Annotated in this window: 17 protein-coding genes; 3 read left to right on the top strand and 14 right to left on the bottom strand. The window is 57.8% G+C overall.

Features of this window, described 5'->3' with window-relative positions; genetic code table 11:
* Positions 1-73: 73 nt before the first annotated feature.
* On the bottom strand, positions 74-688 hold the full coding sequence (locus GF1_RS09220; protein ID WP_267926242.1) for an undecaprenyl-diphosphatase: 615 nt from the start codon (positions 686-688) through the stop codon (positions 74-76).
* 302 nt (positions 689-990) lie between these two features.
* A complete protein-coding gene (locus GF1_RS09225) occupies positions 991-1,365 on the bottom strand; it encodes a PepSY domain-containing protein (protein WP_267926243.1) in 375 nt (124 codons plus the stop codon).
* A 70-nt stretch (positions 1,366-1,435) separates the two neighbouring features.
* On the opposite strand from GF1_RS09225, the gene GF1_RS09230 reads away from it, so the two are divergent.
* Positions 1,436-1,588, top strand: a complete 153-nt coding sequence (locus tag GF1_RS09230; RefSeq protein ID WP_267926244.1) for a hypothetical protein — start codon at positions 1,436-1,438, stop codon at positions 1,586-1,588.
* On the opposite strand, the gene istB is transcribed toward GF1_RS09230, so the two are convergent.
* The 7 genes from istB to GF1_RS09265 form a co-directional block, all read right to left on the bottom strand.
* Positions 1,558-2,298, bottom strand: a complete 741-nt coding sequence (gene istB / locus GF1_RS09235; protein ID WP_267926245.1) for an IS21-like element helper ATPase IstB — start codon at positions 2,296-2,298, stop codon at positions 1,558-1,560. The two genes, GF1_RS09230 and istB, sit on opposite strands and share 31 nt — an antisense overlap.
* Positions 2,285-3,769 (bottom strand): IS21 family transposase, encoded by a 1,485-nt coding sequence (istA, locus tag GF1_RS09240; RefSeq protein WP_267926246.1) that lies wholly within the window; start codon positions 3,767-3,769, stop codon positions 2,285-2,287. Before istA ends, istB begins: the two co-directional genes overlap by 14 nt.
* 13 nt (positions 3,770-3,782) lie before the next feature.
* Entirely contained in the window at positions 3,783-4,010 is a 228-nt protein-coding gene (locus GF1_RS09245; protein WP_267926247.1) for a hypothetical protein, read from the bottom strand.
* 314 nt (positions 4,011-4,324) lie between these two features.
* Positions 4,325-5,668, bottom strand: coding sequence for a group II intron reverse transcriptase/maturase (gene ltrA, locus GF1_RS09250; protein ID WP_267926248.1), 1,344 nt, complete (start codon positions 5,666-5,668; stop codon positions 4,325-4,327).
* A gap of 826 nt (positions 5,669-6,494) precedes the next feature.
* The gene (locus GF1_RS09255; protein ID WP_267926249.1) at positions 6,495-7,814 is read right to left on the bottom strand and encodes a sensor histidine kinase; all 1,320 of its coding nucleotides are present in this window, start codon (positions 7,812-7,814) and stop codon (positions 6,495-6,497) included.
* A gap of 112 nt (positions 7,815-7,926) precedes the next feature.
* Positions 7,927-8,607 (bottom strand): response regulator transcription factor, encoded by a 681-nt coding sequence (locus tag GF1_RS09260; protein WP_267926250.1) that lies wholly within the window; start codon positions 8,605-8,607, stop codon positions 7,927-7,929.
* A 100-nt stretch (positions 8,608-8,707) separates the two neighbouring features.
* On the bottom strand, positions 8,708-9,601 hold the full coding sequence (locus GF1_RS09265) for a phosphoribosylaminoimidazolesuccinocarboxamide synthase (protein WP_267926251.1): 894 nt from the start codon (positions 9,599-9,601) through the stop codon (positions 8,708-8,710).
* A gap of 258 nt (positions 9,602-9,859) precedes the next feature.
* Here GF1_RS09265 and GF1_RS09270 point away from each other — a divergent pair, with 258 nt between their 5' ends.
* Together GF1_RS09270 and GF1_RS09275 are read left to right on the top strand one after the other, a co-directional pair.
* The gene (locus GF1_RS09270) at positions 9,860-10,321 is read left to right on the top strand and encodes an Hsp20/alpha crystallin family protein (protein ID WP_267926252.1); all 462 of its coding nucleotides are present in this window, start codon (positions 9,860-9,862) and stop codon (positions 10,319-10,321) included.
* A 110-nt stretch (positions 10,322-10,431) separates the two neighbouring features.
* Complete coding sequence (locus GF1_RS09275) at positions 10,432-10,833, top strand: Hsp20/alpha crystallin family protein (protein WP_267926253.1); 402 nt, start codon at positions 10,432-10,434, stop codon at positions 10,831-10,833.
* A gap of 316 nt (positions 10,834-11,149) precedes the next feature.
* On the opposite strand, the gene GF1_RS09280 is transcribed toward GF1_RS09275, so the two are convergent.
* The 5 genes from GF1_RS09280 to GF1_RS09300 form a co-directional block, all read right to left on the bottom strand.
* A complete protein-coding gene (locus tag GF1_RS09280) occupies positions 11,150-11,959 on the bottom strand; it encodes a DUF3108 domain-containing protein (protein ID WP_267926254.1) in 810 nt (269 codons plus the stop codon).
* A gap of 10 nt (positions 11,960-11,969) precedes the next feature.
* On the bottom strand, positions 11,970-12,827 hold the full coding sequence (locus tag GF1_RS09285) for a UbiA-like polyprenyltransferase (RefSeq protein ID WP_267926255.1): 858 nt from the start codon (positions 12,825-12,827) through the stop codon (positions 11,970-11,972).
* Positions 12,828-12,929: 102 nt separating this feature from the next.
* Entirely contained in the window at positions 12,930-13,487 is a 558-nt protein-coding gene (locus GF1_RS09290; protein WP_267926256.1) for a UbiX family flavin prenyltransferase, read from the bottom strand.
* 38 nt (positions 13,488-13,525) lie between these two features.
* Complete coding sequence (locus tag GF1_RS09295) at positions 13,526-14,230, bottom strand: ubiquinone/menaquinone biosynthesis methyltransferase (RefSeq protein ID WP_267926257.1); 705 nt, start codon at positions 14,228-14,230, stop codon at positions 13,526-13,528.
* Positions 14,231-14,261: 31 nt separating this feature from the next.
* Positions 14,262-15,086, bottom strand: coding sequence for a menaquinone biosynthetic enzyme MqnA/MqnD family protein (locus GF1_RS09300; RefSeq protein ID WP_267926258.1), 825 nt, complete (start codon positions 15,084-15,086; stop codon positions 14,262-14,264).

The following is a 15,086-nucleotide window of genomic DNA, read 5'->3' on the forward strand; positions in this document are numbered from 1 at the left end:
GAATAGCTGTGTGGCGTGTATCAGAACTCTGTTTTATCTCGGAACAATCCCGAGAATAACTGCCCCGGAGTAATCATTTCAGCTTCTCCTTAAAATTATTTTTTGTTTTTTTGATGGGCAGCGCGGACTCAATCAGGGAAATTATGCGAATGAGCCGGTCGTACAGTGGTGTCAGAACCTCCCGCAGCAACGCGATCAGGACAGTGCAAAGCAGAGCCACCACCAAAGATCCCATGATGTCAAAGGGGAAATGGAGGCCCGTATAAATACGACCCCAGGATCCGATGACAGCAAGGATAAGAAAGAGAAGCCCCTGTTTCCACCACCCCCGCCGAAACAGAAGCGCAAAAGAAGCTCCGAAAAGAAGAGTGGCGTGATCACTTGGGAACGAGGTTTCCGGTGCATGGGGAATCAATGGCTGGCAGAGATGCAGCATATATGGCCGGGGATGGTAGTAAAACACTGTGATAAGCTGGTTGAGAAGCAGCCCGAGAGTCACCACGGCGGCTCCCTCAAGCAGTACCCGCTTTCCCTGCCGGTCCGTGCTGAACCAGAAGACTGCCATGCAAACGATAACCAGATACGGGGTAATCTCGGCACCGATCACGGAAAGAAAATCCGGGACCGGTCGATTGCCGGCCCCGGCATGCAGCCAGTTAAAGAGTTGAATATTTAATCCGTCATCCATGGGTACGTATCCGTATTGTCTGATTCCAACTGATCCTTTTGCACTGTACGAAAATACTCTACACCATGAACCTTACCAAAAGATTATCCAAACATTATCATTTGGTAATCCTGGCTGATTTTTTCGCTTAACCGAGCCGGCAACAGGCTCCGCCATTGCTGCGGATCCATAACCGGTACCGGCGGCTGCTATGACCTGCTTTGCAATACGCCTCTTTCCGCGCCCCCGGGAAATGACCTGTCCCTGCACTCTCCGGCGGAAAATTATTACCCGCCGGAGAAACAAAGCGTTATTTGCCAGAGTTAATCGCGGTCGTCATCTTCACGCCCCCCGTCCCGGTGTTCGTTATCGTCCTGCTCCCGGTAACCTCCATGGTCATAATCAACAGTATCGGTTTCCATGAGCAGGACCTCTCCGGAACCGGCGTCAATTTTGACATCAATGATGGTCTTTTCCGGTGTCACCACTTCAACGCCATAGACCAGAAATCCGTTTTCATTTTCAAGTTCCATCTTCAACACCTGCCCCTGCACTGTTGCCAGAGCGATATTTTTAGCCTGTTCCATGGTGATCACGGCCAGAGATGGATACTCGGACTCGTCCTGCTGAATTCGGATGGTACCGTTTTGGACCTCGGTATCCGCGTCTCCGGCAATGGAAAAACCGGTATAAAGCATACCTGCTGTCAATAGCCAAAAAAACTGACCCACTACCGGACGACAAAATTGACCCACCCGGACAAAAAAATTGACCCACCCGAGGCCCCTGGCCAAGAGCCTGTCCGGTGCCCGCAAGGAGAGCGGGCTGGGAGAGTTCCAGGTCGAGACCACGGAGGCGATATGCGTTGTCGTGACGCTCCTGCATGGCGGTCACCCTGTCAGCTTCTGGCGCAGCCTGTAGCTCTCGCCGCCGAGCATGAAGACGCGGGAGTGGTGGACCAGGCGGTCGATGATGGGCACCGCCACGTTGTCGTCGTGGAAGAAGTCGCCCCAGGCGGTGAACTCCTTGTTGGTGGTGACGACGATGGAGCGGTACTCGTACAGGCTGTTGACGAGTTGGAAGAGGTTGTAGAGCGCGGTTTTGTTCATGGGCAGGTAGCCGAGCTCGTCGATGATCAGGAGGTCGTTCTTGGCCAGGGCCGTTATCCTGGCCTTGAGCTCGCCCTTGGCCAGGGCCAGGTCGAGCGACTCCACCAGTTCGGCGGCCCGGGTGAAGAGGACCTTGTAGCCGGCCTCGACGGCCTTGTGGCCGATGCCGATGGCCAGGTGGGTCTTGCCCACGCCCGGGGGGCCGATGAAGATCAGGTTCTCGCGGTTGTCGATGAAGGAGAAATCGAGCAGGGCGTTGACCTGGCGCTTGGTGATGGTGGTCTGGTATCTGTAGTCGAACTCCTCCAGCCGCTTGATTGTGGGGAAGCCCGCCGCCTTGCGGTTGCGGAGGATGCGCTTGTGGTTGCGCTGCCGGCGCTCGTGCTCCACCAGCATGTCGGCGAACTCCAGGTATGAGACCTCGTTGGTCTCGGCGGCGGCGAGCAGGTCCGGGAGGCCGGCGGCGATGCTGGTACAGCGCAGGCCGCGGAACTTGGCAACGGTGGTCTCAATGGACGGCATCGCTCACCTCCCCTGTCTCGCAGATAGCGGCGTATGGGCGCAGCATGGCCCTGGTGGCGCTGTCGGCCGCGGCTGCCGGCCGCTCCCGGGGCTCCTGGCCTGTCCGCAGTTCGTCGAGCAGGTCCGGGCGCTTCCGGTACGCCTCCAGGTAGTCCTCGATGCGGGAGGTGGTCAGGCGCGGCTGGTCGAGGAGATGCGCCAGCAGGGGGGCCGGGATCCCGTGGCGGTCCAGCAGGCGGATCAGGCCGGTCAGCTGGTCCTTGTAGATGTCCGGCGCGCCCTTCTTGAGCAGGGCGCTCATGCGGATGCCGTCGTCGCCCAGGCGGCGCTGGATCTCCGCCTCGCAGTCGGCGATCCGCCGGGCCTTGTCCCGGTAGTGGGACTTCTTCTTGATCACCTGGCCCCGGCCGTGACACAGGGCGTGCCGCGTGATCTCCTCGCCGGTCTCCAGGTCCAGGAACACCAGGAAGTCCTGCTCCTCGCGCACCCCCACCGTGGCGCGCTGGTAACGCATGGGCACCGAGTAACGGTTGCTCTTCCAGGAGACGAGCCCGGTCTTGTCCGCCTTGCGGGTCTCCCGGCAGGCGGGGGTGAAGTCGATGCTCGGGGTGAGGTAGGGCCGCATGTGGCGCCGTTCGTCCCGCTCGTAGCGCTGCCGCGGTGACTCGCCAGTGCTGCCGTGCTTTCTGGCGTTGGCCGTGGCGTCGAGCCATTCGGCCATATAGGCTTCCAGGTCGGCCCAGGAGTCGAAATGCTCCCCGGCCAGTCCATTACCCTTTACGTACCGGACCCCGGCTTCCACCTTGCCCTTGCTCTCGGGGTCGTATCCCTCGCAGGCCCGGATCCGGAAACCGGCTACGGTGGCATAGCCATGGAACTGCTCGTTGAGGGTCAGCTCCCGGTAGCGTTCCTTGATCACCACCAGCCTGGTCTGGTCGTAGACGCACTCCTCGGGCCGACCGCCGAAGTACCGAAACGCTGCGTCGTGCATGCGGATGAACGTGCCGGTGTCGATAGGCCGGGGAGAAAGCCCCACGTACATCAGCCTCGAATAGGAGAGGACAAAGACCACGAAGTAGACGGTCGTCGGCTGGCAGGCCACCAGGACTCCCCGCAACTCCCCGGGGTCCACCTGGCATTGGACCCCGGGGACCATGTCCAGAACCGGCTCGTAATAGCGCTCCTGCTTGAGCGTGGAGGTCTGCTTGAGCCGGGCCACGTATCTTCGCACCGTCCGGATCGACACCGGCAGGTCAGGGTGTTTCTCCTTAAGTTTGCGGTGGATCTTCACCGCGCTCAAGCCGGGAAACGACTCCATGAGATGCCGGATGTAGGCCCGGTGGGGATCGAGGAGCTTGCGCCTCTCACGGTTGCTCTGCCGGGCCTGGATCTCCTCTTCGGACATGGCCAGGTACTTCCGGACCGTGTTGCGGGAGATCCCCAGCCGTCGCGCAATGCCACGGATGGACATCCCCGACCCATTGCTATGTAACGCTTTGATTTTGTGTATCATGTTCCACCCCTTCAAGGTTGCCTCCTCCCGGTTTGTATGGTTGGGAAAAGGAGAGAGGATACAGCCAAACGGCTGCCGTTTCAGCCTCGAAATGGGTCAAAATTGTTGGCCTTATGTGGGTCAATATACTTGGCCATTGACAACCTGCCAATGCTGCGCCGACAACACAACCAGCTATTATTTTTTTCTTCATCTTCATGATGTTTACCTCCATAGGGTTTTGTGATTACCACTGAAATTCAGCCTTCGATGGATGAAGGTGTCGGCCTCACTTGTTTCACGGGTGTCTGTGGCCTGGATGGCCACAGTCAAGCCCCCAGGGACGGGTTTATGGCGTCCCGTGAAACGGGTGTAGAGTAGAGCGCTGTCAACAATGATCTTCAACGACTATGCCCTGCCGCACGCGGCTACTACATATCAGAGGAGGTCTCATTGCGGACAGCGCCCCCTCGTCGAACCGGACGTGCGGTTTTACCGCATCCGGCTCTCCGATGATCTCTCGCCTCAAGGCATTCACAGGGAGTTGACGGCTCTTTTATGCAGATAGACCAGCCCCTTAGACATGAGCGCCCTGTACAACGACGCTCCATCAAGGTGCCGGCAGTGCCGGTGACTCCGTGTCCTCATAAAGCGACTGAACCGGGTCTGCACGTACCAGTCAAGCGTCTTGAACGATACCTTCGGGTATCCGAAGGAAAAGTAGTTGCCCCAGCCAATCAGAAATCGATTGACGTGGTCAATTACTTCTTCTACCGGCTTTTGAATCCTGCGAATCGTCAGAGCATGTATCCTTTCTCGCGCCCGTTTCAAGCTCTTGGCAGAAGGGACAATGTTCAGGTACCGGCCCGCTCCGTACAGACTGCGATCAAAGCGGAACGTAAATCCAAGGAAATCAAAACTACTGCCGGGATCTTTCAAGTTAACTATGGTTGTCTTGTTCCGATTCAGGATCAGGTCGAGTTCCCCCAGCGTCTTGTCAACAAAGGCGTGAATGCGAGGTCCGATGTACCGAGCCATGATAACCCAGTCGTCGGCATATCGTACCAGCCTTGCGTTGGCAAAATTGCGGGGACCTTCCGAGCTGTGAAAGCGTTGGTCGAATTCATGGAGAAAGATGTTGGCCAGCAGAGGCGAGATGACTCCACCCTGTGGCGTACCCTTGCGGGAGCGAGTGATCTTGCGACCGCCCTGCCCATCCTCTTCAACGATATCGCTTTTCAACCACATCCTGATCAGCTTCAAAACGGATCGGTCAGCTATTCGACGCTCCAGGCATTGCATCAGTTTGCCATGGTCAATCGTGTCAAAGTAGCTGCTCAGATCCGCATCCAGGACTTCAGTAAATCCCGCCTTGAGCGCCTGCCGAATCGCGGCGAGAGCATCATGGGCCTTAAGGCCCGGGCGGAATCCGTACGAGCAGTCCTCAAAGTCTGCCTCGAAAATCGGCTCCAGGATCAACAGGACCGCCATCTGTACAACCCGATCCTTGACGGTCGGGATACCCAGCGGACGCATCTTTCCATTCGCCTTTGGGATATAGACCCGTTTTACCGGCATGGGCCGGTAGGTCTTACCCTTCAATTCCTGCTGTATTGTTTGCAGCAGGCCTGCTACACCTTCCGAACTCTCCTTGATGGACGCAAGGCTTACTCCATCCACCCCGGCAGCGCCTCGATTGGCGTAAACCCGGTTCCAGGCACTTTGCAGTACATCCAGGCGATACACCCGGTCGTACAGGGCATAGAATCGGAACTCCGGTTCCTGCTTGGCCTTGTGGCCCAGTTTCTTTCGCAAGAGGGAGACTTTCGGGCTCAGGCCGAACTCCTGCCCTGCCCGTTTATCCGTAGTGGGAGACAAACATGTGTACTCCAAGCGGGACTTCCTCCATTGTCAGAAACACGATCAAAGTCCTGCCCCTTCGCTCCACGGGAGTTACCCCGCTTCAACACTACTATGGGCAGGTCCGACTCCCGGCCGGGACCGCACAGAGGGTTATGCATTCCCCTCCAGCGTTTGGACTCGGGCTATCTGCTGCCCTGCCCGTCCCGCCGGGTCTCCCAGGTTCCCTGGCGCTCCCTTGAGTACATGCCATCTCCAAACACCCCGGGCGGCCCAACGCAACGCTCCTGTTGTCTCATCGCGTCAATGACTGGCTTCCCCATGACCTCGGAGGGTCGCCGCCGCCAAATGTGTAACGAGGCCGAATCGAGTTCACAGATGTTACGGCCTATACTCTATCTGACCTTACGGCCTTTTCCGACCCTGCTTGACGATTCGGGTTACCCCTACACGCCGGGTCGGCGATTTCGCGGTGAACAGGCAATTACCGCGGGTGGCATCGCAGCCACCAGGTTCGCCAGAGCTTCGCCTGGCACACGAGGTCGACACCGGTTTCAATGCTGAAGATTGATGGTAATCAGATAGGATTTTGTTAGTAGCCCTGACATGTCAAATGAGCAGGTACAGCACAGTCATCTTTGTGATGTGCTGTTTTACTTACCTGCCAATGTAATCACCCCACATGAAGGCTTGATGAAGATCGGGACAAAAGAAGAAGAAAAGTCTGGCTGGTCCCGCACGGTTCGTGCACGGGAGGGGCAGCCGGGACAGCTGCAGTGGCAAGGAAACGGGCAGGTCAAACGTACATTCAGAGCCGGTTTCGAAAATGGTTATCGCCAATTTTTCAGTTGTTTCGTGGCAGCGTTACCACAAAACAGCTGCCAGCACCGGCCTGACTCCTGACGGTTATTGTACCATGATGGGCCTTGACTATCGTTTTGACCAGGGCCAGACCAAGACCGTTGCCCGGGGTGGAACGGCTGGTGTCTGCACGATAAAAACGGTCAAAAATCCTCTCAAGGTCCCCACTGCTGATACCTGGACCGCTGTCAGAGACAGACAACAGGGCTTTATCGGCCTCTGTTGTGAGAGAAATTGTAATCTTTCCGCCGGCAGGAGTAAATTTAATGGCATTATCGAGCAGGTTTGCCAGCAATCGTTGCAGAGCGTGCAGGTTGCCGGAAACTGTAATGGTTTCCGAGGGTGCATGCAGGATGAGCTGGATACCGTTTTCTTCTGCTGCCGGCTGGTACAGATCCGCTGCAAGACCGACAACTTGAGCAAGATCGATATCATCCATAGGTAGTTCGGTTACCCCGGCATCTATCTCGGCCAGTTCGAGGATGGTGTTGATCTGGCCCACAAGTCGGTCACTTTCTTCAATAACGGTGACCGCCATGTCCTGGTAGGCAACCGTATCCGAATCTCTGGTCAGGGTAGTCTCGGCCACGCCCCGTATGCGGGTAATGGGCAGGCGCAGGTCATGGGCCACATTATTAATGACCATTCTCAGCTCACCGATGAGAGAGGCGATTTGTTCCTGCATGGTGTTGAACATCGCGGCCAGGGCCTCGATCTCCTCGCCCCTGTTACCGCTCTGGATGGGCTGATCTAGATCGCCCCGCGCAATACGGGCAGCGGCCTCGGTCACCTGGCGCACCCCGCCCATGGCTTTTCGCGCGATAAGCCAGGCGCCAATACCGCCGGCACCAAGGATGAGCAGGAAGGCTGTGGAAAAGGTCTCCCGGCAGGTTTCCAGAACCCGATCATTATCATCCAGGGCAAGGCCTGTCTGGAGCAGGAAGCCATCGTCGAGGCGGGCAGTGATGATTTTCACCGAAAACTGACGTCCCGGCAGCTGCAGCCGTTTGAGTTCTTCTCCTGTTTCAGGAACAACCGGAACAAAGGTGTCCAGCCCCTGCCAGCCAGTGAGGTCGGAAGCCGCCACCTGCTTACCGTCCGGATCCAGCAGGCGGTAAAAGACCCTTTCCCTGCCCGTGGCCTCGGCCTCCAGGGCAAACTCTTCCTGCAGGCCTGCCAGGCCCCTGTCTTTTCTGGTCTGGGCAAATTCACGTATCTTGGCATGGAGACGCGCCTCGGTCCGGTCTCTCAAACTGTTGGCTATCTGGGTGTAGACAAGGAGAAAGGCTGCCAGGGACAACACCCGAAAAGCAGGGTATAGCAGAGGGTAAAACGCTGGGTAACCGTGCGGAACATACTAACCAGCGGCAGAAGAAAAAAAGACAGGGAACCGGAGGTATTGCACCACTGAGTGACTACGGCCTGGTTTCATCAAGAACATAGCCCACTCCCCGAACTGTGCGAATCAGCCGGTGGGCAGCATCCTGATCGATCTTATCACGCAGGCGGCAGACACAGGCCTCAACCACATTGGTTTGCGGGTCAAAATCATACCCCCAGACATGTTCAAGAATCATCATCTTGGAAACGACCCTGCCCCGATTATGAAGAAGATACGCAAGGAGAGCAAATTCGCGCTGTTGCAGATTAATTTCCTGACCTGCCCGGCGCACTTTGTGGGCCAGAAGGTCTACCTCAAGATCAGCCACTGCCAGCAGGTTTGTCTCCTGCGCCGGCCTGCTGCGGCGTAAAAGAGCACGAAGACGGGCAACGAGTTCGGCAAAGGAAAACGGTTTGACCAGATAATCATCTCCGCCGGCCTTGAACCCCTTTAGCCGGTCTTCCACAGTCTTACGGGCACTCAGAAAAAGTACAGGCATGGTCGAACCAGAGGCACGCAGCCGTTCCACCACACTGAGCCCGTCGAGACCGGGCAGCATGATGTCAATGACAGCAGCGTCAAATTGCTCCTCCCTGCCCAGATCCATCCCCGTGGACCCGTCTGCGGCATGACGGACAGTAAAGCCCTCGGCCGCAAGACCTGTCACGATAAAGTCCGCAGTGCGGGCATCATCTTCAACGAGTAAGATTTTCATGGAGTCAGCGCATTCGCACCACAGCTTCTGCAGCTCCTGTTTTCCATCCTCCAGCCCCATGCAACCGCAGTGTTGCCGGTAACCACATTGGTCCTGTCAATCAACCGGTAATGCGGGCCAGGGCTTCCTCGTAGCGGGCCCTGGTTTTATCCAGAATTTCCTGGGGCAGGGGCGGAGGCGGAGGCTGTTTGTTCCAGTCAAGCGAAGAAAGATAATCGCGCAGAAACTGTTTATCAAAACTTGGCTGACTCCTGCCCGGTTCGTACTGATCCGCGGGCCAGAACCGGGATGAATCCGGCGTGAGTACCTCGTCGATGAGAATCAGGCTGCCGTTCTCGTCCTGACCCATCTCAAACTTGGTGTCTGCGATGATAATGCCCTTTGTACGGGCATAATCGGCTGCCTTTTCATAGAGCCGGATACTGATATCCGCGACCTTCTGCGCCAGTTCCGGTCCGATGATCTCCTCCATCTGCCGGGTGGAGATATTTTCATCATGCAGTCCCTGCTCGGCCTTGGTGGAAGGAGTGAAAAGCGGCGTCTCAAACTTGTCGGACTCCCGCATACCTTCGGGCAGCTTGAAGCCACAGACCGTGGTGTCCTTCTGATAGGCTTTCCAGAAAGAGCCTGACAGATAGCCGCGGACAATGCATTCAATGGGCAGGACCTTTGTCCGGCGTACCAGCATGGACCGGCCTTCCAGCTGGTCCCGGTACTGGTGGCAGATCTCAGGGTACTCGTCGACCTCGGCGGAAATCAAGTGATTGTCGACGATATCGCCCAGGAGATCGAACCAGAACAGGGAGAGCTGGGTCAGCACCCTGCCCTTGCCCGGAATCGGGTCGTCCATGACCACGTCATAGGCGGAGATGCGGTCGGTGGCGACCATCAGGAGCTTGTCCCCGTGACCGGGGATTTCATACATGTCCCGGACCTTGCCCCGGTGCAACAGATTCAGATTGGAAAAGTCAGTGGTAATAACGGCGTCAGCCATGATGTGCCCCTTGTATTCCTGATAGAGAAGTATCCTGCCACCATCACGGGGTGGTTCCAGGACTGTTTACGCTAACCGGGAGCTATTGTACACGATTCTCGAGTTTGCGAATAGTCAAAAAACTGTTTCCCCTCCCCTTGACAACCCCTTTTTGAGGATTATCGTTTCAGGCGAAAAAGGGTGAAATATCAGCGAGGTAAACACAAAAAAAGACCTCGTATACCCACTGGATTACAACCACTGAAAGGAGGAAGAATCATGGCACTGATACGTTTTGCAGATCAACCGCAGTTCAGGAATCCCTGGGCGGAGTTTGAGCGTATCCGTCAGGGCCTTGATGAAATTTCCCGCAGTTTTTTAAGCGGCGCTGTCAATCGCCCCATAAACCCCACGGTGTATCCGCCGCTCAATATCTTTGAAGATGAGGAACACCTTATCATCAAGGCCGAGCTGCCCGGGTTCAAGGCAGAGGATATCGATATCTCCCTGGAAGGCGATACATTGACCCTGCAGGGTAAACGGGATCTGCGGCCGGAAGAGGAGAAGATCTCCTACCACCGGCGTGAAATCGCCACCGGCAGTTTCAGCCGGGCCATCACCCTGCCGACCAAGATTGACCCGGATTCCATTTCCGCAACGCTGAAAAACGGTATTCTCACTGTGACGCTCAGCAAGGCGCCTGAAGTTCGGCCAAGGAAGATCAGCGTGGTCACCGAATAAGGGAAACACTACTTGATCCGCTTTCATGAGCTGACGCAGTACGGAAAGGAAAAATACAGCCTGGAGCCGGCAGGTTCCCGGTTGATTCTCTGGTATACAGGAGGTACGCCATGGGAGAGAATGAACTGACCATCCAGCAGAAGCAGGAAGTGCAACACGCCGGGGAAACCACCAAACCGGAAAAATACTTTGTCCCGGCAGTGGATATATTTGAGACCGACAAAGATGTCACCGTGATCGCCGAGATGCCGGGAGTCCCCAGAGACGGGGTCGACATCTCGCTGGAGGATGATGTCCTGACCATCAAGGGTACCAAGGAGCCTGAAAACATGGGCAATGTCCGTATCCTGCTGCAAGAGTACGAGACCGGCCACTACCTCCGCCGTTTCACCGTGGCGGAAACCATTGATCAGGATAAAATAGAAGCCTCCATGTCCGACGGCCTCCTGAAGGTCGTCCTGCCCAAAACCGCGCCGGCTCAGCCCCGAAAGATCGAAGTCAAGGTCGGTTAACGGGGTCTGAGATACCGACTGCAGCAGATACAGCGGCCGCTGCCAGTTTCTGGCAGCGGCTTTTTTCTTTTTTTCTGATTACCATCAATCTTTGGCATTGAAACCGATGTCGACCTCACTTGTTTCACGGGACGCCATAAACCCGTCCCTGGGGGCTTGACTGTGGCCATCCAGGCCACAGACACCCGTGAAACAAGTAAGGCCGACATCTTCATCCATCGGTGGCTGAATTTCAGTGGTAATCACATTTTTTTCTTCTTTTTTTATCCCCTGCCCGCGGCCGATGGTGGAGCGGAGCTAAAAAACCGGGTGAAGATCAATCCCCCTCGATCCGCGGGCCCTGCACCACGACCCGGGCCTCGGGGCAGGCAGGATTGGAGTATTCCACCAGGCTGGCGCTCAGCGATCCGATCCGGATCCGGGAACGGATAAAGACCGGAATCCGGCAGACATCGTCGGTGAGCCAGATTACCGTATCTCCTTCCTTGTCATAAAGCCCCTTGAAGGTGAGCCGGGGCAGGAACCTGAGGGTCTGCCTGGGCCCGAAAATGGTCCGGCGCTGCTCACGCCCCTCCAGGACCACCTCCACCGGATTCCTCTTTTTATCGGCAAAGGTGGGCACCACCACCCTGGTTCCGGGGCGAAAGGCCAGAGTCCGGGTGATGACAAAGGCGGAAAACTCGTTGTAGACCGGTCCACTGACCTGGAACTCCTGCACCTTTTCATCGTTGCGACGATAGAGAACCCGACCCTTTTCCTGGTCATAGAGGGTCAACCGCCTGGTCTCCCGGCCGCGGCCCTCCCTCTGAAGAACCTCGTAGCGCTGCGGCAGCCTGTCCGGTCCGCAGACATAGGTAACAAAGCTGTCATCCACTGGATAGAAGAGCCGGAACAGACCGTAATCGCTCACCCGGGCCCGGATGGCAAAGCAGTCCTGTTGCCGTTTATCGGGCTCCGCGGAAATATAGAGATCGCCGATCTTGATGCCGCCGCTCCAGGAGATCTCGTAGTGCATGGACTCCTGGCCGGAAAAGACAATGGCCGCGGTGTCGGGCCGGATCGGCAGCGCCCCGTCTTCGGCCCGGCCAGCGCCCGGCAGCAGCAGCCCCCACAGGAGCAGCAGCAACAGGTATGGCTCAATTGCCAAGCGCAAGGGAAAGCCAGGTGGCGACGAACAGGGTCAGGGCAATGAACCCGTTCATGGAGAAAAAAGAGACCTGGATCCGGGAAAGATCCCGGGGGTTGACCACGATATGCTGGTAAAAAAGCGCGCCGCCTGTGAGGACAATACCGATGTAATAGACCAGCCCCAACCCCATCTGGTAGCCGGTGAGGGTGAACAGGATAAAGGCCAGAACGTGGAAAAAAACCGCCAGCCTGAAGGCCCGCCGGCGGCCGAAAAAGGCCGGCATGGAGTAGAGTCCGGCCTTGCGGTCGAATTCGGCGTCCAGGCAGGCATAGATGGTATCGAAGCCGGCGACCCAGAACAGCACTCCAAGGGACAGGACCCAGGGGTAGCCCTCCAGGGTGGCCCGTACCGCCACCCAGCCGCCCAGCGGTGAAAAGGCCAGCGCCAGCCCCAGCACCACGTGACAGAGCCAGGTAAAACGCTTGGTCAGAGAATAGATCAGGGTCAGGGCCAGGGCAAAGGGCGCGATCATAAAGGCCGTGGTGTTGAGCATGTAGCAGGCAAAGAAGAAGAGCGCCCCCGAAAAGAGCATCATGGCCCACGACTGGCCCAGGGTAACCTCGCCGGCAGGCAGGGCCCGGGCGGCGGTCCTGGGATTGGCCGCGTCAAAATGACGATCAGCGATCCGGTTAAAGGTCATGGCGCAGGTACGGGCCCCGACCATGGCCACCACAACCCAGAAAAAGATCCGGAACCGCGGCACACCGTCCGCTGCCAGAAAGGCCCCGATCAGCGCAAACGGCATGGCGAACACCGTGTGCTTGAACTTGATCATCTCAAGGAGAATTTTTATTTTTTCCAGCATGGATCAACGTCTGGCAGTTTGAATTCATGATTCGGGCAACATGTTGTTCACCCGTTCACAGCAGGACCGGTCCGTCAACGTCCCGCCGCAGAGATCCGACTTTCAGTCCGCACCTTCCCAGCGCGACAGACCGGGTACGGCGATGCCGAGCTGATCGCAGAGCCGGCCGCCGAAATGGAGGGCCATGGCCTGGAAATCATCCGGCTTCTGGTAAAACGAGGGCATGAGCGGGCAGATGGTCGCCCCGGCATCATGGAGTGTCAGCATGTTGCGGATATGGGTGCGGTTCAGCGGGGTTTCCCGGAAACAGAGCAGCAGCGGCCGGCGTTCCTTGAGGGTGACGTCCGCGGCCCGGTGGATGAGGTTTCCCGAATAGCCACCGGCAATGGCTCCCAGGGTGCCGGCGGTACACGGCAGGATCACCATGGCCTGGTAGGGACTGGAGCCGGAGGCCATGGGAGCGGTGAAATCCTTGATCGAATACCAGCGGTCAACCCCGGCAAGCTCTTCCGGCGCCATCCCCTGCTCCAGCTCGAGCACCTTGCGGCCGGCCTCGGAGACAATCCCGTGCACCTCCACGCCCAGCTCCCCGAGAAGCCTGGCAAACTCGACCACGTAGAGCATGCCGGTGGCTCCGGTGATGGCCAGAATAAGTCGCATGTTGCCTCTTCCTGTCATACCCTGTTCCCGGCCCTGCCCTACTTGATCCCGATATAGATGGAGACGATACCAAACGTCAGCGGAATACGGTCCACTTTGGCAAATCCGGCCTGGCGCATCATGGCGAGCAGTTCCTCGGGTTCGTAGAAGGCGGCGATGGACGAGGCCAGGTACTCATAGGCCTCCTTGTCGCCGGATACCATGCCGGCCACGGCAGGCAGCACCTTGTTGAGATAAAAATTATACAAAGGTTTGATCAGCACGTTGGTGGGCCTGGAAAACTCCAGGATCAGCAGCTTGCCGGTGGGGCGCAGGATCCTGTACATCTCACCCAGCCCCTGCTGGGTCCGGGACAGGTTACGGACCCCGAAGGCTACGGTGCAGCCCCAGAAAGTATTGTCCGGGGCCGGTATCTCCTCGCCGTCGCCGCAGACGGGCAAGATCCGCCCGCGTCGGTCATCGTCGGGCAGGGACCGGACACCCTGGCGGAGCATGTCCTCGCAGAAGTCCACCGCCAGAACCTGGCGTTCCCGGGCCTGCCTGGTGAGTTCCAGGGACAGCGGCAGGGTACCGGCACAGAGGTCAAGCACCGGGCCCCGGGGAAACTCCCGCAGCAGCCTGGTGGTCTTCCAGCGCCAGTAGCGGTCCACCTGCATGGAGAGCAGAGAGTTGAGCAGGTCGTATTTACCGCTGATGGCAGCAAATTTGTCCCGGACAAAGACTTTTTTTTCTTCCGGTTTCATATAGTTACAGCTTGAATTTTGAAGTTTGAGCTCATGAAAAAATTTTCAGCGGCAGGGCACCGGGATCCGCCTCGCCCCGGGCGATAAGCAGGGAAAAGAAACGTTTGAGTGCCTCCTGCTTGCTCTCATCCAGGTCATATTCCATGGCCCCAAGATAGCGCGAACAGGCCTCGCAATCCATGGGAATCCGCCGGGCCACCCGCTCGCAGATCTCGGGCAGCCGGACAAGCCCCCGGTCGCGGCAGGTGAGGAAACTGTGATGAATCTCCCGGGCGGTCTGCTCGGACTCCTGCAAGAACGACTCCCGGATGGCGCAGACGGCAAAGACAAAGGGAAGCCCGGTCTGGTTGTTCCAGAACTCGGCCAGGTCGGTCTGGTACGGATAGCGATTTTCCAGCCGCAGCCGCAGGGCCTCGTCACCGATGGCCAGCACCCCGTGAATCCCGGCCTCGTCCCGGCGCGAGCCATAGACCTCTCCCACCGTGTACTCGGGCGTCACACCGATGAACTCTTCAAGGATGATCCGGACCAGGGAGACCGAGGTATCCGACTGGCCGGTGAGCAGCACCAGCTGCCCGCCCAGCTCCCCTGGCGGCACAGTGGAAAACAGAAAGACCGACCCCACCGGCCCGGTGGCGCTGATGGAGAGATCGGCCAGGATCCGGTATCGGTCCGGCCGGGCCGCATACTCAAACGACGACACAAAACCAAGATCCAGCTCGCCGGCGGCCAGCAGCCGGTTGAGGGTGGAGGGCGGCGCCTCGGTGACGATCCAGTCGCTCCGGGGCACCTCTTCTTTCCACACCTCGTAGATGGGTGCGGTGTTTATGTAGTTCACCATGCCGATACGGGCCAT

Origin of the sequence: Desulfolithobacter dissulfuricans, from assembly GCF_025998535.1 — a bacterium.
GTDB classification, from domain to species: domain Bacteria; phylum Desulfobacterota; class Desulfobulbia; order Desulfobulbales; family Desulfobulbaceae; genus Desulfolithobacter; species Desulfolithobacter dissulfuricans.